The organism is Pseudomonas sp. 14P_8.1_Bac3 (assembly GCF_025466085.1).
Taxonomy (GTDB): domain Bacteria; phylum Pseudomonadota; class Gammaproteobacteria; order Pseudomonadales; family Pseudomonadaceae; genus Aquipseudomonas.
On the sequence record NZ_JANLOD010000065.1, the window covers coordinates 106,404 to 130,058 of the forward strand.

A 23,655-nucleotide genomic window follows, 5' to 3' on the forward strand; every position below is an offset into this window, starting at 1 on the left:
ATCGGCGATCGAAGGCGAAGGGAGAAATACGGGTGTTCGGAGGATTTTATGGATAAGTTGCGAGCTTTTTTGTTGGGGTTGTCCCGTCGGTACAAGCGCTTGATTCAGGTCGCCACCGACGTGTTTTTGGTCTGGGCGGCGCTGTGGATGGCATTTATCGTACGTCTGGGCATTGATGATTTAGTCGACCCTTTCTCGCAGCACCTCTGGCTTTTCCTCAGCGCGCCAGTAGTCGCTATCCCTCTCTTCATTCGTTTTGGCATGTATCGTGCCGTCATGCGTTATTTTGGTAATGATGCTCTCATAGCAATCATCAAAGCCGTCAGTTTGTCTGCATTGATACTGGCATTAGTGGTCTATGTTTACAGTAACCATCAACGTGTAGTTCCGCGCTCAATTATTTTTAACTACTGGTGGTTGAGCCTGATAATGATCGGCGGTTTGCGCCTGGCAATGCGCCAGTACTTCTTGGGCGATTGGTTTACAGCTGCGCAACATGTTCCTTTCACTAACCGGGATGATGGTTTACCAAAGGTAGCTATTTATGGCGCCGGCGCGGCGGGAAATCAGCTTGTAGCAGCGTTGCGCATGGGACGCGCGATGCGCCCGGTTGCCTTTATAGACGATGACAGCAGTATCGCCGACCGGGTTATTTCTGGGTTGCAGGTCTATAAGCCGAAGCATATCCAGCAGATGATCGATGCCACGGGAGCTCAAGAAATACTCCTTGCCATCCCTTCATCGAATCGTGGGCGTCGTCGTGAAATTCTGGGCTATCTCGAAGGCTTTCCTCTCCATGTACGCAGTATTCCGGGCTTCATGGACCTGGCAAGTGGGCGCGTAAAAGTCGATGACATCCAGGAAGTCGACATCGCCGATTTGCTCGGACGTGATTCTGTCCCTGCGCAAGCCGAATTACTTGAACACTGCATCAAAGAACAATCGGTACTGGTCACCGGAGCGGGAGGTTCAATAGGTTCAGAGCTGTGCCGTCAGATCCTCGCCTTGAGACCTACAACACTTTTACTGTTCGATCACAGTGAATTCAATCTCTACAACATCCTGTCCGAACTTGAGCAACGGATTAACCGCGAATCGTTACCGGTAAAGCTTTTGCCCATTCTGGGTTCCGTTCGAAACCCGCAAAAGCTGCTGGACGTCATGAAAACCTGGAGCGTTGACACGGTTTACCATGCTGCGGCCTACAAACACGTTCCAATGGTCGAGCACAACATTGCTGAGGGTGTGCTGAACAACGTCATCGGTACACTCAATACCGCCCAGGCAGCGCTGCAAGCCGGGGTAGCGAATTTCGTGTTGATCTCCACAGACAAGGCGGTTCGACCGACCAATGTGATGGGAAGTACCAAACGTTTGTCCGAGTTGATCTTGCAAGCGCTGAGCCGAGAGCTTGCTCCGGTTTTGTTTGGGGACCCTTCCAACATATCTCGAGTGAACAAAACCCGTTTCACCATGGTGCGTTTCGGGAACGTTCTCGGATCTTCAGGATCGGTTATTCCGCTGTTTCATAAGCAGATCAAGTCTGGCGGCCCACTGACAGTTACGCATCCCAAGATCACCCGCTACTTTATGACCATCCCCGAAGCGGCCCAGTTAGTAATTCAGGCTGGTTCTATCGGGCTGGGAGGTGACGTTTTTGTTCTGGACATGGGCGAGCCGGTAAAAATCATCGAGCTCGCTGAGAAGATGATTCATCTTTCCGGGCTGAGTGTTCGTTCTGAAAGAAATTTACACGGTGATATATCCATCGAGTTTACGGGGTTGCGTCCGGGCGAGAAGCTCTACGAGGAATTGCTAATTGGCGACAATGTCGTTGCGACCCAGCATCCAATGATTATGAGCGCCCATGAAGACCATCTGTCATGGGATGTGCTTAAAGCAAAATTAACCGAGTTAGTGGCGGCGGTTGAACAGGATGACTACACAAAAGTTCGACAGTTGTTGCGTGATACCGTCAGTGGTTACTCTCCTGAGGGAGAAATAGTCGACTGGATATATCAGCAGCACCGTTTGGAGCCCTGATCTTAGTAGTTGGCTGATTGACCGGTATTTGCGTTTTTTCAAAGCAGCTTGAGATAGCCGCTTTTTTTATTTAAATTGTGGTATTTCATCCAGTCTCTGTTAGTAACAATTATGTGCGATTACGATTTTTCAAGTATGGTTCATTCATTTAGAGCTAACAGAACTGGCCGTGACTTTGTAGTGGGTGACATTCATGGTCAATTCGACACGCTGCGGATGCTTATGTCGCAGGTGGAGTTCGACACAGATAATGACCGATTGTTTGCTGTAGGCGATCTCATAGATCGTGGAGCACAATCCGAGCAGGTTGTGGATTGGTTAGCAATGTCCTGGTTTCACAGTGTGCGTGGTAATCACGAACAAATGGTCATTGACTGCATGGTTGATGGTGGTGATGTCCAAAGGCATATGCGAAACGGCGGCGAATGGTTTTACAAGCTTCCCGCTTCGACACAGGTAAAAATCCTTACAGTACTACAAGGGTTACCTGTAGCGATTGAATTGGAATTGCCCAATGGAGAACAGGTTGGCATCGTCCATGCGGAAGTGGACGATGATTGGCGAGAGGGTGTCGCCGCACTGACACGTCTCCGCGGCAAAGTCGCCTTTATGGATGCAAAAAAAACAGCATTGTATTCACGGGTAAAATTCGAAACTCAGAAACAAACCATTGTTAAAGGTATGCACAAAGTTTTTGTTGGTCATACCACTGTGAAGCACGTTACGGAAATGGGGAATACTATATATATGGATACCGGATGTTCATTTTCGGATGGAATGCTGAGTATGGTTGAACTGTGTTCCGGTGTAGTAGCGACCTGTACCTGACCTTTGAAAGCAGTTGAACCCTATACGCTGGGTGTATAATGGTCCGTTTCGCACAAGTAAATGCGGCCAAACTTTTAACTCGAGCGCTTACCGTCGCGCCTTTGGAGGTGTCACTGAACTGCCACACCTTGCGCTCGATGACAAACGGTTTGTCTATTGTACGTTCGGCTCGATTGTTGTCTATCGGTAAAACCTAGCCACCACACAACGTTCCAGCTCCAGTTGCTGGCCAGATAATTAACGGCCTTGCCTAGCACGCTTAGCGGCGTGACTTAGGACTGCATTTATATCCAACCGGTTTTACCTCAGGGCTGCGCTTCTGCGCATCGAGTACCTGTATCGCACATGAGCTATACACACCACACGTTCCACGCCCGAAAGCAACGCTGGCGTGTTAGGTCATCAACCGGCGCCGCTTCAAATTCCGACATCTGTAAATCTTGCGGACGTGTTTGATTACTAGGGTTTGCATCGGCATGATCCTAGTCCCCGATAGACTCCTCGCCGACGGCGTGTTTATCGCAACCGCAGGTACGGGTCAGTTCGTGGTCGGCCGGTGACTTCCACGCGTGGTAGATCGGCGGAGAGGTTTGCGCTTGCGCGGGGGAACTGCTTCTTCGTCAGACTTTTCAGAGACGCGAACCGAGACTTTCGTTTTCATCAAGGGTGCCAGCTGCTGCGTGTGCGATCGACGGCGTGTTCTGATTTCCGGAACGCATCATGGTGATAGACGCATGATGGAATCGTGAATACAGAATCTGCCGTCAGTTATCCGCTTGAAATGTGGGGTTCGTGGAGCGGACCCGGTCACTCGAGTAATCTCTACCCGCTTGGTGTCGTGGGCGGCGTCACCGGCGCTTCTCCGAATCTTGGACGTCACTACAAGTGCCACTAAGATCGGAGAAATGATAACCCGAGAACCGCATGTTATTGGGGATGCTCAGACTCGGCGGTCGCGCTGAAACTCCATTTTTTGGTATTTAAGTGGTCGTAAATCTACTGAGGTAAATTATCACAATACTTCTGATGTGGTTCTACAGAGATGTAGAAATTTGGGCTATATGACGATAGAACCTTATCTATCACTGAGGTCGATGCTTGACGTAACAATTTTACCAAAACAATATCTCCCTTTGTGTTGCCTTCAACCTCGCTTGACCGATAGTGTGGGTTGAACTTCGGGTCATTCCTTTTGCATATACTATTTGACCACTGCACTTGATCAATGCCAAACCGTCTTTCATCTCCATACAAGTTTGCCAAAATGCCATTCCACTCATAATACACAATGGATCTTCCATTTGCATTCGGGATTCCCGTGTGGTCCTCGAATACTATTAGTCGGCCCGCTCTTATCTCGTCGTTATCTGAAATAACCCGCATTATTTCTTTTTGCTTGGTCCAGTCAATATAATAGGAATTATATTGAAGGAGCCAAAATGTCAGTGATAGCCCGATAATGATACTTAGGAAGGCTTTACGTAAGGATGAACCGATCAAAAAAGCTAGGCCTACTGTAAATATGGAGAAGCCTAAAGGCATTAATAACTGATGTCTAGAGTCCCAACTGAAAAACCTCGGCGGATAGGCTAATATCAAATAGGGGAATTCGGCGAGAGCTAATACAGCTACACCTGAAATCATGAGAATTAAATTTTGTGATTTAGATGTTGATTCTAAAAATAAAGTATTGCGATCAATCAGTTTGAATGAAATGAATGTAAGCAGTCCCGTTAATAATAGTTCCCGCCAGCGCCACGTATAAACTGTACTAATGATATCGCTAATCTGTAATCCCAGAGCATAAGGAATGTTAGAGGCAGAAAACCCTTGATTGTACCCCGCGTATAAGCCATACGGCTGAAAAAACGAATTTTTTATGACCCAGAATGCCGGCGGCAATATAATCAGTATCCAGTTTTTAATATAAAATTCTTTCTTGGTAAAAAACCGAAAGCCGTTGTTTCTTATGGAGTACTCTAGAAATGGTACAGCATAGAAAACTAATAGTGATGCGGTATTGAAGCTGAATATGAATAATGCTATCGATATAATAGGTCGGCGTCCCATTTGGGACCAGGCCGCAAAAAAGGCAAGGTAACACAAAGCGTAGGGTAGATTGATGGCCGCTATTCTTGCGGAGTTAAACGGCGCTATGAGAAACAGTAAAGTTATTGGGAAGATGTAACCTCGAATTTTTTCGTCGGCATTGCTGAGAGTCTTAAACAGAAAGTATCCGGCAATGAAGTATGAGGTGAATGTTAGTATTCGATATATTGCCCGAGGAAAGTATGAGAGAATTACGTGTAGGTGGCCAGTCCATGAAAATGGTAGGCCCGCCATTCTGAATTTTTCAATTATCACATCGCTATTTGCTCCTGCTAAAGTCCAGTCATCCCAAAAAATCGAATCATGTAAAAATAAAATCCATAGGTGTGCAATGGCATATATTATAAATAGTATGGTTAATTGCCTGGACTCAGGTTTTAAATCATAGTTCACGACTTACCCCAGCGACTGTATGTGTTTTTTTGACAGCATACTAGATGTTAATGAGCTAGTCAAAGCTTGGGGTGGCACCAAAAGTCTACTAAATGTATTTAATAGCTACGGCTTTAGTGAAGATTGGTTCTTTCGTTAATATAAGTTTTGGGGGGGTGGTTTCTATCTAAGTTGATCCTGCTTTGAGTTTATCTCTGCCCATAGCTAGATTCTATGTGGGGTGAGAGCATGTTTTTTTGAGTGTGCAGGTTAAGCTTTGATTCTTAAATTGTCGCGTCTGTATTTAATATTTTGTGGGGTTAGTGATGGTTCTAATTGACGCTCTTAGTAATAACGCAATCGCCTTTTTTAGGTGCTTCGCGGATTGCCGGGAGAATCCCTCTTGGACTTAATGAAAAAATTCGCTATTCCAATAGCCGTGAGCCATCCGCTTGATTACCGTGCGTCTAGGTTTTTCATTCGCAGGCGGTCGGGTTCATCGACCCGTCTCCGATCAACCATCGCGACTGCCTCAATCTACGCGGAACCCTCAGGCTCAAGTTTTTCGAAGGACGGTCGATCTCGACTCGACTGGGTCCTACACCGTTCCACAACATCCGACTGGAATCGGCATCCCGTACGACAAGGGCCTATCAATGTCCTCATGCATAAGAACACCTGTTTTTGGATGTATTTGCTCGTATGAACATCATCAGTAGAATTGGCGTTCATATCTGCGTTTCCCTAAGCTCCGTTAAGGACCATCGTTACCTTATTCGGCATCCCTGCGGCTTGCCCCCTTTAGAGAATGTTAAAGCAAAGCATCAGCTCCTCAGTTGGTCCTTGGTCCGTCGTTCAAATCAACCTGTGTCTTCAGGGTGCGGTAGCATCCCGCAGCACCTTGCTTTGCGGGGAGGAGAGGGAGGGGAGAATGGAGGGTATGAGCATCCACTTCTCTTAGCTCCAGGTCTGAGAAGGGGATCTATTGTGCCTTTTGGTGCATTATGAGCGATTTTTTAGGGGGGGATTTCGGACTTTTGCCGTCTTATTAATTCATTGGCGGCGTGCGCCGAAGCGTGGATGAGGGCGCAAAGCTCCACGCTTGGTTGAGCTTTGGTATGCGCGGGACGCGGGCGGTTTTGATGGCTTGGTAACCAGCCAGCTATAACTGTTATGCTAGGGCGGATTTGAACATCCACTCTGAGCAAGCTTCTGTGGGTGTTTACTAGCTCGCGAACGGATCTCAACGTGAAAAAAGTTGCCATTTTGCAATCGAACTACATCCCCTGGAAGGGGTATTTCGACCTCATCGCTGCGGTGGATGAGTTCATCATCTACGACGATATGCAATTCACCAAAAATGACTGGCGTAACCGTAACCAGATCAAAACGTCGCAAGGAGTTCAGTGGCTCACATTACCTGTAGGTCAAGATATTCGCAGGCGTATTCGCGATGTGGTCTTGCTAGATGGATGGCAGGTAAAACATTGGAAGACCTTGGAGAATAACTATCGACGAGCCACTCACTTCAGTAGTATCGCTACCTGGCTCCGACCTATTTACTTAGATACTTCATACACTCATCTGTCTCAATTAAACTCCAATTTGATAAAGGCTGTGTGTCTATATTTAGGTATCAATACTCGTATTTCTTGCTCTTGGGATTATCAGTTGGGCGAGGGGAAGACAGAACGATTGGTCGATTTGTGTATGCAGGCGGGCGCGAGTGATTATATCTCTGGGCCATCAGCAAGAGATTATTTACAAACTGATTTATTTCAGGCTCGAGGCATTGATGTCCAGTGGTTCGAATATGGAGGCTATCCTGAGTACCCACAGCTATGGGGCACGTTTGTCCATGGAGTAAGTATTCTTGACCTTCTTTTCAATTGTGGATCCGAATCTCACTCTTATATGAAGCACGTTGCTTAATGAAAATCTCTATTGTTGCCACTCTATATCAATCAGCCCGTTATCTCTCTGAATTTCATGCCCGTTGCACCCTCGCCGCACAACGATTCGCTGGAGATGACTACGAGATTTTGCTCGTAAACGACGGGTCCCCTGATGACAGCCTCGTACAAGCTATCCGCCTGACGGAAACGGACCCACATTTAGTGCTGGTCGATCTGTCCCGTAACTTTGGTCATCATAAAGCGATTATGACGGGCCTCGCCCAAGCGCAAGGAGACTTAGTTTTCTTAATTGATAGTGACTTGGAGGAACCGCCAGAGTGTCTGTTGACTTTTGCTGAGGAGCTGAAGCGCTCTGACTGCGAGGTCATTTTTGGGGTGCAGCAGCAGCGGAAGGGAGGTATATTCGAGCGGCTAAGTGGTAGTTTGTTTTGGTCGTTGATTAACCGGCTTTCAGGTCTTTCCCTTCCTGCAAACGTCGTCACCGCTCGTTTGATGACTCGTCCTTATGTAGACGCTCTTTTGCTACATAAAGAAAGAGAGGTATTTTTAGCTGGACTGTGGCACATAACTGGGTTTTCACAAAAATCATTGATTGTTGATAAACTTAGCAGCGGGCATACCACCTACACATTGAGGCGAAAATTGGCACTACTTGTCAATTCTGTTACTTCATTTAGCGTGCTTCCGCTGGTTGCCATTTTCTATATGGGACTGATAATTTTCTCCTTTGCCTGTTGCTACACGATTTATCTTGTGATTAATGCTCTATTTTTCTCCTACACTATGGCTGGTTGGACATCGGTAATGGTGTCGATTTGGCTATTGGGCGGATTGATTCTCTCTTGTATGGGCATCATCGGCATTTATCTATCAAAGGTTTTTTCTGAAAGTAAGCAGCGCCCTTATACAATTATAAGGAAAATTTATGGCCGTTGAGAAAACTAGGCGTCTGGTATTTCTCTGTTCCGGAGGAGGAGGAAATTTGGCCTTCATACATCAGATGATCGAGCGTGGACGGTTGCCAGGTATTAGTATCGTTGGAGTAGTAACGGATCGACATTGCCAAGCGAATGATTTTTCTACACGAAACGGACTGCGTAACGCTTACGTCGACTTTAAGTTCGAAGGGCAAGGGAATCTACTAGCCATTTTGGACGAGCTCGCGCCTGATCTAATAATTACCACAGTGCACAAAATTCTTTTGCCAGCTATCGTGGAACGTTATAGAGGCCGGCTTATCAATCTTCACTATTCGTTATTGCCGGCGTTCGGAGGATTGATTGGCTCACAACCAGTACAATCATCGCTTGACTACGGCGTTCTTTTTAGTGGGGTAACAGTGCATTTGGTGGACGAAAGTGTCGATGGCGGTAGACCCCTCTCCCAAGGCGTTATTGCTTTGAGAGAGAAGGAATCGATCGACGACTTGATGCAGGTGGTTTTCAGGTGCGGTTGTGCAGCGCTTTTGAGCGCCATAACTCACACTCTGATGAAAGCAGAAGAACCCTCTGCGCCATCGAGCCTGAATATTCTGGGCCGCCTTTGTTTATTTAACGGCGGGAACTCTGCTCCTAAGAAAGTTATGGAAAGCGAAGAGTTCTGGCATGAGTTGCGTCGTTCTTTGGATACTAGGCACTAAATGAGTACTTTGAATACGGGTTCGAAATCAGGGCTGCCTGCCACGCAACTTCTTAGGTATGCTGTTGTAGGGCTGATTAGCAACTCCTGTGGTTACGCATTGTATTTGTTATTGACTGAATTTGGCACCACACCAAAGGTCACAATGTCTACTATATACGCGTGTGGTGCACTGATTGGTTTTTTCGGGAATCGCAAGCTTACCTTTTCTCATGAGGGTGGTCTCCTGGGATCCGGAAGTCGTTTCGTTATCGCTCAGCTAGGTGGATATGCGATTAATTTTCTCCTCCTTGACGTTCTTGTCGATAGGCTCGGCTATCCGCATCAGTGGGTACAGGCTTCGGCGATTGTGATAGTTGCCATATATTTATTCGTTACCCTTAAATTTTTTGTGTTCAAGGCAATCCCATGACCTCACCTAATCGTTCCCCGTTCCCGTCTTCCGCTTATCGTCAACTAGCAGATGCGGAGTCGGGCCATTGGTGGTTTCGAGTCCGTAACAAAATCGTTCTCTGGGCGTTGAACAACAAAATAGCGCCTTTTAACAACTTCCTCGAAATCGGATGTGGAACCGGATATGTACTTGAGGGTATCAGCCAGTCTTTTCCTAACATAGAACTCTATGGGTCAGAATATTTCGAAGAAGGCCTGGAACATGCCCGTAAACGGGTTCCTGAATCCCATCTGATGCAACTTGATGCAATTACTTTGAATGAAGTCGAGCGCTATGATGTGATTGGTGCATTTGACGTAATTGAGCATATTGAGGATGATGAAGTTGTAATAGCTAATCTAGCTCGAGCTATTCGTAGCGGAGGGTCGCTGATTTTGACTGTGCCACAACATCGTTGGTTATGGTCAAAAGTTGATGAGTATGCATGTCATGTAAGACGATATACGCGGGCCGAATTAGTCACGAAAGTTCAGAGAGCAGGATTGAGTGTTACTTATTCCAGCTCATTCGTTAGTTTGCTTGTTCCTCTGATGTGGCTTTCGCGCAAACATTCAAGCAAGCAGCATGAACCTATGAGTGAATTCCAAATTCCTCGTTGGCTTAACAAAACCTTGGAAGTGGTAATGAACGTTGAATTTTTGTTGCTTAGATTAGGAGTGCGCTTCCCTATCGGCGGCTCACTTTTGCTTATAGCTAAAAAACCCGAAATTTCTCTTGGGGGTCTGTGATGGCTAACGAAAACATACAATTTAATCGTCCGCACATGACAGGCAAGGAACTCTATTACATTGCGGAGGCTAAATTTAGTAATAAGTTGGCCGGAGATGGCGCATTCACTAAACGCTGCCACCAATGGCTCGAAATTACCAGTGGATGCGAGAAGGCATTGCTTACTCACTCTTGCACTGCTGCTTTGGAGATGTCAGCACTGTTACTCGATATACAGCCAGGTGATGAAGTCATCATGCCGTCCTATACGTTTGTTTCTACGGCAAACGCCTTCGTCTTACGTGGTGGCGTTCCAGTTTTTGTGGACATTCGTGAGGATACGCTAAACTTGGACGAGCGATTAATTGAGGCGGCAATAACACCACGCACCAAGGCTATCGTTCCGGTGCACTACGCTGGTGTTGCTTGTGAGATGGATACTATCCTTGCGATCGCGCAGCGGCATAACTTGCACGTTGTGGAAGACGCGGCACAAGGGATAATGGCCTCTTACAAGGGGCGGCCGTTAGGTAGCCTGGGTTGTCTTGGTGCTTTAAGCTTTCATGAAACCAAAAACCTTATTTCCGGGGAAGGTGGTGCTATTCTAGTAAACGACCCGGCCCTTGTGAAACGGGCTGAAATAATCCGTGAAAAAGGTACGGATAGAAGTAGTTTTTTTCGCGGCGAAGTCGATAAATATACGTGGCAAGAAGTTGGTTCTTCGTTTCTTCCAGGAGAGTTGATCGCAGCATTTTTATGGGCTCAATTGGAGGAGGCCCGCTGTATTACGGATCAAAGATTGGCTTGTTGGAATTATTATCATAGGGCCTTAGAAAAGCTTGAAAAGCAAGGCATGTTGAGGCGTCCCATCATACCCGACGACTGCACCCATAATGCTCATATGTATTATATATTGCTTTCTTCGGATATTGATCGACAATTAGTGTTAGATGCGTTCAAGGCTGAAGGAGTTAACTCTGTCTTCCATTATGTTCCCTTACATTCTTCTCCCGCTGGTTTGCGATATGGGAGAGTTCACGGCTCTATGAGTGTAACCGATCGGCAAGCAGAGAGATTGATTCGTCTTCCGTTGTGGGTCGGACTATCAGATGAGCAGCAAGATCATGTCATAAGTACTCTCATCAAAACTCTTGGATGATTTAAAATAAGCCCCGATAAAAAAGGCTTGTTTTTACGGGGCTTTCATCGCGTTATGTGATAGTTGGCATGGCGATGACCATGAGTTTTTCCGTTCAGTGCCGGGAAACTTGAGGTGTGACACGCAAGTTATCATGCATTGCTCAATTTTTTACTTATGGTGGTGATCACCAAATTGGTAAGTATTATCAAATTTGACTTATCGTTTGGCAACGTACACACGCTGTAACGACGCGATTTTTGACACATTCCAAACATGACCTAAATTTGAGGAGCAGCTTCGGAAAAGCTGCTTTCTCAAATCGATGTCATGGAGCTTTAATATGCGTACAAGCTACTTCCACTCGCTGATTTTCGCCCTGCTCAGCAGCACCTCTGTAGCAGCGAACGCTGCTCCCACAGCAAAACCAGAGGCGAGCAATGCACCGCTGGTCATGGAGATTTCGCCCAAGGCCCGGTCCGAAAAAGTCGACCTGAACCAAGCCGACGCTTCGACCCTGCAGCGGGAACTGGCGGGAGTAGGCGAAGCCAAGGCCCAAGCGATTGTTGCGTATCGTGATATCAATGGCCCTTTTTCCTCGGTGGACGAATTGCTCGAAGTCAAAGGCATCGGCAAAGCCATTCTGGATAAGAATCGCGAGAAGCTCGACGTGAACTAAGCTTGTAAATCTACGCCAGGGCCGGTCACTGACCGGCCTTTTTGCGTTCTGGCGCTCGCGGAAGATGCGTGCCTTCCGTCGGCGCATAAAAAATTACGACTATCATACTGTGTTTAGATTATGCCTATAATAATCCCGCCTTCAAAAGTCGTTCTGATCACTAAGCGCTAGCCTCCCTTCACGCATTTCCAGGAGCCCTTTCATGAATTCTCCCAGGACCCAAGGCACAGCCCTAGTCACCGGTGCTTCTTCCGGCATCGGTGCCATCTACGCAGAGCGCCTCGCCGCGCGCGGTTTTGATTTGTTGCTCGTCGCTCGCGACCAGGAGCGACTCGAGTCCGCAGCCAGTAAGCTCCGCGCCGAACACGGTGTTCAGGTCGAAGTGCTTAAGGCCGACCTAACCCAAAAAGACGACGTGTTAAAACTCGAGCAGCGCCTTCGCAGCGATTCTAGCATCAGCCTGCTGCTGAACAACGCCGGTGTTGCAGCGGATGGGTTGTTAGCCAACTCCGACATGGATCAACTGGATAAGCTGATCCAACTCAACGTAACAACAGTCACGCGGCTGGCCTCTGCAGCCGCCGCCAGTTTCGCCAAGGCTGGCCGCGGCACAATCATCAACATCGCCTCGGTGGTCGCTCTGTTCCCCGAGCGTTTCAATGCCACTTACAGCGCGAGCAAGGCTTATGTGCTAAGCCTGACGCAGTCGTTGAACGCCGAGCTCGATGGCACCGGTGTCAAAGCACAAGCTGTGTTGCCCGGCGTGACGCGCACTGAAATCTGGGAGCGTTCTGGTATCGACGCGAGTCAGATTCCGGCGGACATGGTGATGGAGGCGGGGGGGATGGTCGACGCGGCGTTGTCGGGTCTGGACCAGGGTGAGCTGATCACTATTCCGTCGTTGCCAAATGCTGCTGACTGGGACGCCTTTGTGGCGGCGCGACTGGTGATGGCGCCGAATCTCTCCAAAAGCAAGGCCGCCTCGCGTTACACGTGAGGCGTCATCCATTGGCTTGAGGTAGTTGCGCGTATGAGTGATCGTCGAATAGTTGTAACCGGCATGGGTTTGGTATCGCCGCTCGGCAGTGGTGTCGAAGCGGTTTGGGCGCGTTTGTTGGCTGGCAAGTCCGGCATCAAGAATTTGCCGGACGACGTGGTGGCTGATCTGCCGGCCAAGATCGGTGGCGCGGTGCCGACGCTGGCTGATGATGCCGAGGCGGGTTTCGACCCGGACCGGGCGACGCCGCCCAAAGAGCAGAAGAAGATGGACCGCTTTATCATGTTCGCCATGGAAGCGGCGCGTCAGGCGGTGGAGCAGTGCGGTTGGCAAGCGCAAAGCGCGGAAACCCAGGAACGTACGGCGACCATTATCGGCTCGGGCGTCGGTGGCTTCGGCGCGATTGCCGATGCGGTGCGCACGACTGACAGTCGTGGCCCGCGGCGTTTGTCGCCGTTCACCATTCCTTCTTTCCTGGTTAACCTCGCTGCGGGTCATGTGTCGATCCAGCACGGTTTCAAGGGGCCGCTGGGTGCTCCGGTAACGGCGTGCGCCGCTGGGGTTCAGGCGATTGGCGATGCGGCGCGGTTGATCCGCAGCGGCGAGGCGGACATTGCGGTGTGTGGCGGCGCGGAAGCGTCGATCGATCGTGTCAGCCTGGCCGGGTTTGCCGCCGCGCGCGCCTTGTCCAGTGGTTTTAACGAAACCCCGGAGCGTGCTTCGCGGCCGTTCGACAGTGATCGTGATGGTTTCGTCATGGGCGAGGGCTCAGGTCTTCTGGTGATCGAGTCCCTGGAACATGCTCTGGCTCGCGGTGCGCAACCGCTGGCGGAACTGGTCGGTTACGGCACCAGCGCCGACGCCTATCACCTGACCGCAGGCCCTGAAGATGGCAGCGGTGCGCGACGGGCGATGGCACTGGCGTTGGCTCAGGCGGGTATTGCGCCGTCGCAGGTGCAGCATCTCAATGCTCACGCGACCTCGACACCGGTTGGCGATCTTGGAGAGTTGGCGGCGATCAAATCGTTGTTCGGTTCAGACAACAAGATCGCGGTGACATCGACCAAGTCCGCCACTGGGCATTTACTTGGTGCAGCGGGCGGGATCGAGGCGATTTTCACGCTGTTGGCGATCCGTGATCAGATTGTGCCGGCCACCCTCAATTTCGAGAACCCGGATCCGGCGACGCAGGGTGTAGACATCGTTCATGGTCAGGCGCGACCGATGGTGATCGAGTATGCGCTGTCCAACGGCTTTGGCTTTGGCGGGGTGAATGCCAGTGTGCTGTTCAAGCGCTGGCAAGGTTGATCCTTGTATTGTTTGAGGTGATCACGGGTGACGCCGAGAATCCGCTGGGCGTTCCGGATTCTCGACGCTGCGTGCCAACGGCAGAGCTCTGATCAGCGTCGACATGATAAATGGCTCGCACATTGCCACGCTCGATTGGAAGCAGTAGAAATGCACAGCCTCGGCATTTGGTGACGAGACCGCCTATCAAATCAATTACTGCAGTCACTGTGGACCATCGCCGACTAGCGTGATTTCTTGATGTGGGGTATTGGTGTTTTTTGAACAGACGTAAAAATGGAGTTAGAAAATGATTATCGGGGATCCCTACGTTTTTGAAATTGGCGATCCGGTGGTAGATCAATATGCAACGGAGCGTTGTGTGGGTATCGTTATCGATATCGAACAAAACGACGGAGGCGAAACGGTACTGGTGGTTGAAAGCGACACCCCGTCAGGCGAAATGTGGCGAATCTTGGATAAGAACGCCGTACTGCCTTAGAACCCTTTTAGGGGCAAGGGTGGTCTTGTCGCACGGTAGGCTTGAGCGGTGGATATAGACAAACCCCAGCAAATGCTGGGGTTTGTTTTTTTAAGTCCTTCGCAACACCCGTCCTATTGTGATCTGAAGAACAAGGCTTTTGTTTCAACGATCCTGCGCATCCTTGGCATCCGCCTGCGCATTACGCTCCGCGACGCGCTTACGCTGCTCTTCAGTCAGATCCACCTTGGTGGCCGTGTCTCGCAACATCATCAAACCACCAACGATCGAACCGATTGCAACGACCAGAATCAACCAGGCATACCAGGGCATAGGGCTCTCCTTGAGGGCAGGCCGACTGGCGGGTTTTGCCAATCGATCGTGCGTACCACTTTGAGCGATTCAACTTCGCAGTGGTTCCATTCTAAGCCTGATATGACCCCAGTGCGGTGCCATTTACAACCCAGTCAACATCGCATCCGCCGGCGCATCCGCCCGCAGTTGCGCGGTCAACATGAAGTACACAAACCCCACCGCCATGAACCCGAGGAAGATCAACCCGATCAACGTGTTGAACCACGCCATCGCCACCAAACACACCACCGCCAGCACCAGCGCAATGAACGGCACCAGCGGATAGCACGGTGCGCGGAAAGTGCGCTCCAGGTTCGGTTCGGTTTTTCGCAGTTTGAACAGGCTGAGCATGCTCATGATGTACATCACGATCGCGCCCAGCCGTTCAGTGCGAAGTTGCTGAAGCTGAATGCAGGTGCGACCACGCCCATGAACACCAGCAATTCGGCGACTGCCAGCACGCAGACCACCAGCTCGAACGTCGCCGCGAGTTTTACCCCGAGGATGTTCAGGCCCATGAATACGATGTAGGCGCCGACCGCTGCGTGTTTCGGGTCGAGCGCCGGAAACTGCACGTTCAGGTAGGCGCCGATGGCCAGGGCGATGGCCGGTGGGGCGAAGACGAATTCGATCAGCGTCGCCAGCCCGGCGATCAACCCGCCTTTCTCGCCAAAGGCGCGGCGGCTGTAGGCAAAGGGACCGCCGGCGTGGGGAATGGCGGTGGTCAGCTCGGTGAAACTGAAGATGAAGCAGGTGTACATCGTGGCGACCATGAAGGACGTCACGAGAAAACCGAGCGTACCCGCCACGCCCCAGCCGTAACTCCAGCCGAAGTATTCACCGGAAATCACCAGCCCGACCGCAATGCCCCACAGGTGCAGCGTGCCCAGCGTGGGTTTGAGTTGTGTGTTCATGCGTTTGCTCCCTGAACGGTTTGGAAAGCTCGGGGGAGGGCGCGTGCAGTGGGCGTGCCAGTGTCGTGAAGGCAGTCGTAAAGCGTAAAAACGTGTCGTATCGAGGATGTTCGCTGCCGGATGTCACCGATGAGTGCATCAGTTGGGGGCGTCGTTGCCTGTGATGCCGCTATCGCGAGCAGGCTCGCTCCCACAGTTGGAATGCGTACCCCTGTGGGAGCCAGCCTGCTGGCGATGAGGCCAGTCCAGACACCCCGTAACGCCCGCATAAACCCACTCTTTACGCTTTCTTTATGCCCCGCCACACCCCTCGATCTCGCGCCTTTACGCCCTCCCTGCCGACAATGACTCCACACGCGGCAATACGCCGTAACACGGAGAACTTCCATGAGCGTTCTGGACGGGGTGTCACTGCTATTGGCAGTGGGGCTGTTCATTTATCTGTTGGTTGCGCTGTTGCGCGCGGACCGGAACTAGGAGCGGCTATGCACAGTTATGACTATTGGCTGATCCTGGCCTTCTTCGCCGTGGTGCTGATCCCGGCACCGTTTCTCGGGCGGTTCTACTACAAGGTCATGGAAGGTCAGCGCACCTGGCTGACGCCGATCCTCGGACCAGTCGAACGTGGCTGTTATCGGGTGGCCGGGGTTGATCCGCAGGCCGAACAGAGCTGGCAGAAATACACCCTGGCCTTGCTCGCCTTCAACCTTGCGGGCTTTTTGCTGTTGTTCGTGATCCTGGTGTTCCAGGACCACTTGCCGCTCAACCCGCAAAACCTGCCGGGTCAGGAGTGGACGCTGGCGTTCAATACCGCCATCAGTTTCATGACCAACACCAACTGGCAGGCCTACAGCGGCGAAGCGTCGCTGAGCTACCTTAGCCAGATGGTCGGCCTCACCGTGCAGAACTTCGTCAGCGCCGCCACCGGCCTGGCCGTGTTGGTGGCGTTGTGCCGCGGCATCGGTCGCAAATCGACCAAGACCCTGGGCAACTTCTGGGTCGACATGACCCGCGCCACCCTCTACGCCCTGCTGCCGCTGTGCCTGTTGCTGGCGTTGTACCTGGTTTGGCAGGGCGTTCCGCAAACCTTCGCGCATTACGTGAATGCCGTGACGATGCAAGGCGTCGATCAGGTGATCCCGCTCGGCCCGGCCGCCAGCCAGATTGCGATCAAGCAACTGGGCACCAATGGCGGTGGCTTCTTCGGCGTCAATTCGGCGCACCCGTTCGAGAACCCGACGGCGTGGAGCAACCTGTTCGAGATGGCGTCGATCATCCTGATCCCGGTCGCCCTTGTTTTCACCTTCGGCCACTACGTGAAGGACTTGCGCCAGAGCCGCGCGATCGTTGCCTGTATGTTCGCCCTGTTCCTGATCGGCGGCGCGACCTCGCTGTGGGCTGAATACCAACCCAACCCGACCCTGAACAACGCCGCCGTCGAACAGACCGCGCCGCTGGAAGGCAAGGAAGCGCGGTTCGGCACCACGGCCACCGTGCTCTGGTCGGTGACCACGACGGCCGCGTCCAACGGTTCGGTCAACGCCATGCACGACAGCCTCAATCCACTGACCGGCATGGTCGCGCTGGTCAACATGATGGTCGGCGAAGTGATCTTCGGCGGCGTCGGCGCCGGGCTCTACGGCATGTTGCTCAACGTGTTGATCGCGGTATTCCTCGCCGGCCTGATGATCGGTCGCACCCCGGAATACCTCGGCAAGAAGCTGCAAGCGAAAGAAGTGCAATTGCTGGTGGTGACGTTGCTGGTGATGCCGGTGGGCGTGCTGGTGCTCGGCGCGATTGCCGCGAGCCTGCCCGGACCGGTCGCGGCGGTGAGCAACCCCGGCGCCCACGGTTTCAGTCAGTTGCTGTACGCCTACACCTCGGCCAGCGCCAACAACGGCTCGGCGTTCGGCGGCTTCGGTGCCAACACCGCGTTCCACAACCTGATGCTCGGCCTGGGCATGTTGATCGGTCGCTTCGGTTACATCCTCCCGGTACTGGCCCTGGCCGGCAGCCTGGCAATGAAGAAAACCGCGCCGATCGGCCAGAACAGCTTTCCGACCCATGGCCCGCTGTTCGTGACCCTGCTGACTGTGACCATTTTGCTGGTGGGTGGTTTGACCTTCTTGCCGACGTTGGCACTGGGTCCAATCGCTGAACACTTGAGCATGGGCTTCTGAGGAATCAATGATGAATATGCCCGCAACTAAACCCGTCGCCGTGAAGGCGCCGGAGCAACCAAAAACCGCGATCTCGGCCCTGTGGCGTCCGGCGCTGGTGCAAGCCTTCGTCAAGCTCGACCCTCGGCAATTGCAGCGCGCGCCGGTGATGCTGGTGGTCGAACTGACCGCGGTCCTGACCACCGTGCTGTGCTTCATTCCCGACAGCGCCGTGCCGACCTTTGTCGCGGCGCAAATCGCGTTGTGGCTGTGGTTCACCGTGCTCTTCGCCAACTTCGCCGAAGCCTTGGCCGAAGGTCGCGGCAAGGCCCGCGCCGACAGCCTCAAGGCCGGCAGCGAAGGCCTGAGTGCCCGGCGCAAAACCAGCAATGGCGCGTTTCAAGTGGTGCCGGCCACCAGCCTGCGCAAGGGCGATGTGGTGCGTGTCGAAGCGGGGGAGATGATCCCCGGTGACGGCGAAGTGATCGAAGGCATCGCGGCCGTCAACGAAGCCGCAATCACCGGTGAATCCGCGCCGGTGATTCGCGAATCCGGCGGCGACCGCTCGGCCGTCACCGGCAACACCCGCCTGGTATCCGACTGGCTGCTGGTGCGCATCACCGCCAACCCCGGTGAGTCGACGCTGGACCGCATGATCGCGCTGGTCGAAGGCGCCAAGCGCCAGAAAACCCCTAACGAAGTCGCGCTCGACATCCTGCTGATCGGCCTGACCCTGATCTTCCTGCTGGTGGTCGTGACCCTGCAACCGTTCGCCCACTTCGCCAATGGCAGCCTGCCGCTGGTGTTCCTGGTGGCGTTATTGGTCACGCTGATTCCGACTACCATCGGCGGTTTGCTGTCCGCCATCGGTATCGCCGGGATGGACCGTCTGGTGCGCCTGAACGTGATCGCCAAGTCCGGTCGCGCCGTGGAGGCGGCGGGGGATGTGCATGTGCTGCTGCTGGACAAGACCGGCACCATCACTTTCGGTAACCGTCGCTGCACTGCGGTTTATGCGGCGCCAGGCGTGACCGCCAAGGAACTGGCCGAGGGTGCGCTGTTCGCCTCGCTGGCCGATGACACGGCGGAGGGCAAGTCGATCGTCGACTACCTGCGAGGCCTGCATCCGCAGCCTGAGCCGAGCGCCGAGCTGTTGACCGCCGTGCCGTTCAGTGCTGAAACCCGTTTGTCCGGTGTGGACTATCAGGGCCGCGTGTATCGCAAGGGCGCGGTGGATTCCTTGCTGGCGTTCGTTGGCCTGAAACGCGCCGATCTCGCCCCGGCGCTGTCCCGTGAAATCGACAAGATTGCCCAGAGCGGTGGCACGCCGTTGCTGGTCTGTGCCGACGGCAAACTGCTCGGTGCGATCCACCTCAAGGACGTGGTCAAACCGGGGATTCGCGAGCGTTTCGCCGAGCTGCGCAAACTGGGCATCCGCACCGTCATGGTCACCGGCGACAACCCTTTGACCGCGGCGGCGATTGCGGCCGAAGCGGGCGTCGACGACGTGCTGGCGGAAGCCACGCCGGAGAAGAAACTGGCGCGCATTCGTCATGAGCAGAACGACGGCCGGCTCGTCGCCATGTGCGGCGACGGCGCCAACGACGCCCCCGCCCTGGCGCAAGCAGACGTCGGTATGGCGATGAACGACGGCACCCAGGCCGCGCGCGAGGCGGCGAACATGGTCGACCTCGACAGCGATCCGACCAAGTTGCTGGACGTGGTGCAGATCGGCAAGGAGTTGCTGGTGACCCGCGGCGCGTTGACGACGTTCTCCATCGCCAACGACGTGGCCAAATACTTCGCGATCCTGCCGGCATTGTTCGCCTCGATCTACCCGCAACTGGGTGTGCTCAACGTCATGCACTTGAGCAGTCCGCAGAGTGCGATTCTTTCGGCGATCGTGTTCAACGCCCTGATCATCGTGGTGTTGATCCCGCTGGCCCTGCGCGGTGTGCGGGTGCAAGCGGCGAGTGCGGCTGCGTTGCTGCGACGCAATCTGCTGATCTACGGACTGGGCGGGATTCTGGTGCCGTTCGTGGGCATCAAGGCGATCGACATGTTGTTGACGGCGTTGCATCTGGTTTGACCCTTACGCGGTGTGCCAAGCACGCCGCCTTCGCGAGCAGGCTCGCTCCCACATTTGAAATGCAATCCCCTGTGGGAGCGGGCTTGCTCGCGAAGAAGACCACACGGTCCACCTGAATGAACGCCTGTTTTTATTCGAATTCGAGGATTTTGAAATGTCCACAATGATACGTCCGGCCCTGAGCCTGCTGGTGCTGATGACCCTGATCACCGGCGTCGCTTACCCCTTGGTGGTCACCGGTGTCGCCCAGGTCGCGTTCCCGGATCAGGCCAACGGCAGCCTGGTGCGCGATGCCGACGGCAAGGTCCGTGGCTCGTCGCTGATCGCCCAGGATTTTGTCGGTGATGCCTGGTTCCATCCACGGCCTTCCGCCGGTGCCTTCGCCACGGTGTCGAGCAGCGCGAGCAACCTGTCGCCCAGTAACCCGGCGCTGGCCACGCGGGTGATCGACGATGCCAATAAGCTGTTGGTGCCTGCGCAAGGTCCAGTGCCCTTGGCGCTGTTGACCACCTCGGGCAGCGGCCTCGATCCACACTTGCCACCGGCGGCGATTGCCTATCAACTGGCGCGTGTCGCGGCGGCGCGGAATGTGCCGGTGTCTACGCTTCAGCAGTTGATGAATGCGAACATCGAGCAGCCTTTGGTGGGGCCGCCGGTGGTCAATGTGTTGGCGCTGAACAGGGCGCTGGAAAAACTGTAGACCGAGGTGGCGCCGCCATTCGCGAGCAAGCCCGCTCCCACAGGGGTACGCATTCCAAACTGTAGGAGCGGGCTTGCTCGCGAATGGCGGCCTGGCAGTCACCCCATCAATACCTGAACAAAGAGAACTCCAAGCATGAGCGATTCCGGCCGCGCCGACGCGCTGTTAGCAGACCTGCCCCGCGACGGCCGTGGCCGGCTCAAGGTGTTCCTCGGCGCCGCGCCCGGTGTCGGCAAGACTTACGCCATGCTGCAAGCCGCTCACACCCAGCTGCGCCAGGGCGTTAAAGTCATTGCCGGCGTCGTTGAAACCCATGGTCGCGCCGAAACCGAAGCACTCCTGGGCGGCCTTCCGCAGCAGCCGCTGGTGCGCTCGGAATACCGCGGCGTGATGCTCGAAGAAATGGACCTCGACGGCCTGCTCGCCGCCAAACCGAAGCTGGTGCTGGTGGACGAACTGGCCCACAGCAACGCCCCCGGCAGTCGCCACGCTAAACGCTGGCAAGACATCCAGGAACTGCTCGCCGCCGGCATCGACGTGTTCACCACCGTCAACGTGCAGCATCTGGAAAGCCTCAACGATCAGGTGCGTGGCATCACGGGCGTGCAGGTCCGCGAAACCCTGCCGGACTGGGTCCTGCAGGAAGCCTACGAACTGCTGCTGATCGACCTGCCGCCGCGTGAGCTGCTCGAGCGTCTGCGCGATGGCAAGGTCTATGTGCCGGAGCAGGCGCGGGCGGCCATCGACGCCTTCTTCACCCAGACCAACCTCACCGCCCTGCGTGAACTGGCGATGCAGACCGCCGCGGCGCAGGTCGATAACGATCTGGCCCAGGGTTATCGCCAGCTTGGCCAGGCCGCACCCGCCGTGCGCGGGCGGCTGCTGGTGGGCGTCGATGGCGATGCGCAGGCCGAGCGCCTGGTGCGGCACGCCAGCCGCGTTGCCCAGCGTCGGCATCTGCCCTGGAGCCTGGTGCACGTGGACAACGGCAGCGTACGCGACGAGCAATCGCGCCTGCGCCTGCAAAGTGCCCAGCAACTGGCCGAACGCCTGGGCGGCGAAGTGGTGTTGCTGCGCGCTGGCGAAGTGGCGAAAACCCTGATCCAGCACGCCGCAGAGCGCCGCGCCAGCCTGGTACTGGTCGGTCAATCGCGGCAGCGTTTGCGCCGGCGCTTGTTCGGTGGCGGACTGGCGTCGCGCTTGCTGCGTGATGCGCGTGGGCTGGAAATCAACGTCCTCGACAGCGATCACGAACAGCATCAACCGCGCCAGCGCTCGACCCAGGCACTGGTCTGGTTCGACTACGCGCTGGCCGTGGTCGCGACGCTGCTGGCCAGTGCCCTGGCCTGGGCCGTGGCGAGTGTCTTGCCGCTGCCGAACATCTCGCTGGTGTTCCTCGCCGCCGTGCTGCTGGTGGCGGTGCGCAGCAGCCTCGGCCCGGCGCTAGCCTGTGCGGCGCTGTCGTTTCTGACCTATGACTTTCTGTTCATCCCGCCGAATTTTTCCTTCAGCATCCAGCGCGAAGAAGACGTGCTGACCTTGCTGTTCTTCCTGCTGATGGCGGCGCTCACCGGCAACCTTGCGGCGCGTCAGCGTCGGCAATTGCAAGCGCTGCGCGACACTCAGGAAGAGACCACCGAATTGCTCGACCTGTCGCGCAAACTCACCGCGGCCACCGACCGACAGGCCGTGGTCAGCGCCGCCGCGCAGCACCTCAACGGCTGGAGCGAGTTGCAGCTGTGCCTGCTTAACCGCGACGGCCCGGCGGGGTGGAAAGTCGAAACCGGCGGACCGCTGGCATTCACCGAAGCTGAACGCGCCGCCGCCGACTGGGCCTGGCAGCACGATCAACCGGCAGGCGCCGGCACCGGCACGCTGCCGTTCGGGCGTTGGTGGTGGTGGCCGCTGTCGGTCGAAGACGGTCCGTTGGCGCTGCTCGGCGTCTGTGCCAAAGAGGGCCAGACCCTGAGCGGCCAGCGTCGGCGCTTGCTGACTGCCCTGAGTCAGCCGCTGGCCCAGGCGTTGGCCCGTGCACAACTGGCGGAAGACCTGGAGGCGGCACGGCTGCACGGTGAAACCGAGCAATTGCGCAGCGCCTTGCTGGCCTCGGTGTCCCACGATCTGCGCACGCCGCTGACGTCCATGCGCGGCAGCATCGACAGCCTGTTGGCACTCGGCGAGGCGATCCCGCTGGAAGACCGCCGCGAACTGCTCGAAGGCACGCGGGATGAAGCCGAGCGCCTCGATCGCTACATCCAGAATCTGCTCGACATGACCCGCCTCGGTCATGGCGCGCTGAAGCTGGCGCGGGACTGGGTGTCGCCGGCCGATATCGTCGGCAGTTCGCTCAATCGCCTGCGTGCGGTGCTGGCGCCGCTGCAGGTCAGCACCGACGTGCCGGCGCAGTTGCCGCTGCTGTTCGTCCACGCCGCACTGATTGAGCAGGCGCTGGTCAACGTGCTGGAAAACGCCGCGCGATTTTCACCGGTGCATGGGCGTCTGCAATTGCGCGCCGGCGCGGATGAACACGAACTGTTTTTTTCCGTCAGCGATGAAGGGCCAGGAATTCCCGAAGAGGAGCGGGCGAAGATTTTCGACATGTTCTACACCGCCGCGCGCGGCGATCGTGGCGGGCAGGGCACCGGGCTCGGATTGGCGATCTGTCAGGGCATGGTCGGTGCCCATGGCGGGCGGATCAGCGTGGGTGACGGCATCGATGGGCGCGGCACGTGCATCACCCTGCATTTGCCCTTGCAGGAACAACCGGCCTTTGAAAATTGAGAGTTGAA

19 protein-coding genes and 2 pseudogenes are annotated in these 23,655 nt (G+C 54.5%); 17 read left to right on the forward strand and 4 right to left on the reverse strand.

Annotation, left to right across the window (positions count from 1 at the left end; all coding sequences use genetic code 11):
* The first annotated feature begins 48 nt into the window (after positions 1 to 48).
* Positions 49 to 2,043, forward strand: a complete 1,995-nt coding sequence (locus NTD84_RS20780; RefSeq protein ID WP_262169387.1) for a polysaccharide biosynthesis protein — start codon at positions 49 to 51, stop codon at positions 2,041 to 2,043.
* Positions 2,044 to 2,178: 135 nt separating this feature from the next.
* Positions 2,179 to 2,871 carry a metallophosphoesterase gene (locus NTD84_RS20785; RefSeq protein WP_262169389.1) on the forward strand — a complete coding sequence of 231 codons (693 nt, stop codon included), beginning with the start codon at positions 2,179 to 2,181 and terminating at the stop codon, positions 2,869 to 2,871.
* Positions 2,872 to 2,938: 67 nt separating this feature from the next.
* Here the strand turns inward: NTD84_RS20785 and NTD84_RS20790 are convergent.
* Both NTD84_RS20790 and NTD84_RS20800 read right to left on the reverse strand, forming a co-directional pair.
* Positions 2,939 to 3,143: pseudogene (locus tag NTD84_RS20790) on the reverse strand (transposase); the annotation flags it as partial.
* Positions 3,144 to 3,867: 724 nt separating this feature from the next.
* The gene (locus NTD84_RS20800; protein WP_262169392.1) at positions 3,868 to 5,373 is read right to left on the reverse strand and encodes a hypothetical protein; all 1,506 of its coding nucleotides are present in this window, start codon (positions 5,371 to 5,373) and stop codon (positions 3,868 to 3,870) included.
* Between the two features lie 1,227 nt (positions 5,374 to 6,600).
* Here NTD84_RS20800 and NTD84_RS20805 point away from each other — a divergent pair.
* The 10 genes from NTD84_RS20805 to NTD84_RS20850 all read left to right on the forward strand — a co-directional run bounded on the left by NTD84_RS20805 (position 6,601) and on the right by NTD84_RS20850 (position 14,671).
* Positions 6,601 to 7,284, forward strand: coding sequence for a WbqC family protein (locus tag NTD84_RS20805; RefSeq protein ID WP_262169394.1), 684 nt, complete (start codon positions 6,601 to 6,603; stop codon positions 7,282 to 7,284).
* Positions 7,284 to 8,204, forward strand: a complete 921-nt coding sequence (locus NTD84_RS20810; protein WP_262169396.1) for a glycosyltransferase family 2 protein — start codon at positions 7,284 to 7,286, stop codon at positions 8,202 to 8,204. The genes NTD84_RS20805 and NTD84_RS20810 overlap by 1 nt, the downstream gene beginning before the upstream one ends.
* Positions 8,194 to 8,907, forward strand: coding sequence for a formyltransferase family protein (locus NTD84_RS20815; protein WP_262169398.1), 714 nt, complete (start codon positions 8,194 to 8,196; stop codon positions 8,905 to 8,907). Before NTD84_RS20810 ends, NTD84_RS20815 begins: the two co-directional genes overlap by 11 nt.
* Positions 8,908 to 9,318 (forward strand): GtrA family protein, encoded by a 411-nt coding sequence (locus NTD84_RS20820; RefSeq protein ID WP_262169401.1) that lies wholly within the window; start codon positions 8,908 to 8,910, stop codon positions 9,316 to 9,318. It abuts the gene before it with no gap.
* Positions 9,315 to 10,088 (forward strand): class I SAM-dependent methyltransferase, encoded by a 774-nt coding sequence (locus tag NTD84_RS20825; protein ID WP_262169404.1) that lies wholly within the window; start codon positions 9,315 to 9,317, stop codon positions 10,086 to 10,088. Before NTD84_RS20820 ends, NTD84_RS20825 begins: the two co-directional genes overlap by 4 nt.
* Positions 10,088 to 11,227, forward strand: a complete 1,140-nt coding sequence (rffA, locus tag NTD84_RS20830; RefSeq protein ID WP_262169406.1) for a dTDP-4-amino-4,6-dideoxygalactose transaminase — start codon at positions 10,088 to 10,090, stop codon at positions 11,225 to 11,227. Before NTD84_RS20825 ends, rffA begins: the two co-directional genes overlap by 1 nt.
* A gap of 322 nt (positions 11,228 to 11,549) precedes the next feature.
* On the forward strand, positions 11,550 to 11,885 hold the full coding sequence (locus NTD84_RS20835; protein ID WP_262169409.1) for a ComEA family DNA-binding protein: 336 nt from the start codon (positions 11,550 to 11,552) through the stop codon (positions 11,883 to 11,885).
* 202 nt (positions 11,886 to 12,087) lie between these two features.
* The gene (locus tag NTD84_RS20840) at positions 12,088 to 12,882 is read left to right on the forward strand and encodes an SDR family NAD(P)-dependent oxidoreductase (RefSeq protein ID WP_262169411.1); all 795 of its coding nucleotides are present in this window, start codon (positions 12,088 to 12,090) and stop codon (positions 12,880 to 12,882) included.
* Positions 12,883 to 12,915: 33 nt separating this feature from the next.
* Positions 12,916 to 14,190, forward strand: a complete 1,275-nt coding sequence (fabF, locus tag NTD84_RS20845) for a beta-ketoacyl-ACP synthase II (protein WP_262169413.1) — start codon at positions 12,916 to 12,918, stop codon at positions 14,188 to 14,190.
* 289 nt (positions 14,191 to 14,479) lie between these two features.
* Positions 14,480 to 14,671, forward strand: a complete 192-nt coding sequence (locus NTD84_RS20850; protein ID WP_262169415.1) for a hypothetical protein — start codon at positions 14,480 to 14,482, stop codon at positions 14,669 to 14,671.
* Positions 14,672 to 14,815: 144 nt separating this feature from the next.
* On the opposite strand, the gene NTD84_RS20855 is transcribed toward NTD84_RS20850, so the two are convergent.
* Complete coding sequence (locus tag NTD84_RS20855) at positions 14,816 to 14,983, reverse strand: DUF2897 family protein (protein ID WP_090186501.1); 168 nt, start codon at positions 14,981 to 14,983, stop codon at positions 14,816 to 14,818.
* Positions 14,984 to 15,106: 123 nt separating this feature from the next.
* Positions 15,107 to 15,918 (reverse strand): annotated as a pseudogene (locus tag NTD84_RS20860) (amino acid permease).
* 387 nt (positions 15,919 to 16,305) lie between these two features.
* Here NTD84_RS20860 and kdpF point away from each other — a divergent pair.
* From kdpF to NTD84_RS20885, 5 genes are all read left to right on the forward strand, one after another.
* A complete protein-coding gene (kdpF, locus tag NTD84_RS20865) occupies positions 16,306 to 16,395 on the forward strand; it encodes a K(+)-transporting ATPase subunit F (protein WP_007899818.1) in 90 nt (29 codons plus the stop codon).
* 8 nt (positions 16,396 to 16,403) lie between these two features.
* Positions 16,404 to 18,098, forward strand: a complete 1,695-nt coding sequence (kdpA, locus tag NTD84_RS20870) for a potassium-transporting ATPase subunit KdpA (RefSeq protein WP_262169418.1) — start codon at positions 16,404 to 16,406, stop codon at positions 18,096 to 18,098.
* A gap of 10 nt (positions 18,099 to 18,108) precedes the next feature.
* A complete protein-coding gene (gene kdpB, locus NTD84_RS20875) occupies positions 18,109 to 20,166 on the forward strand; it encodes a potassium-transporting ATPase subunit KdpB (RefSeq protein WP_262169420.1) in 2,058 nt (685 codons plus the stop codon).
* Between the two features lie 154 nt (positions 20,167 to 20,320).
* A complete protein-coding gene (kdpC, locus tag NTD84_RS20880) occupies positions 20,321 to 20,866 on the forward strand; it encodes a potassium-transporting ATPase subunit KdpC (RefSeq protein WP_262169424.1) in 546 nt (181 codons plus the stop codon).
* Between the two features lie 135 nt (positions 20,867 to 21,001).
* Positions 21,002 to 23,647, forward strand: a complete 2,646-nt coding sequence (locus NTD84_RS20885; RefSeq protein WP_262169427.1) for a sensor histidine kinase — start codon at positions 21,002 to 21,004, stop codon at positions 23,645 to 23,647.
* Positions 23,648 to 23,655 lie beyond the last annotated feature (8 nt).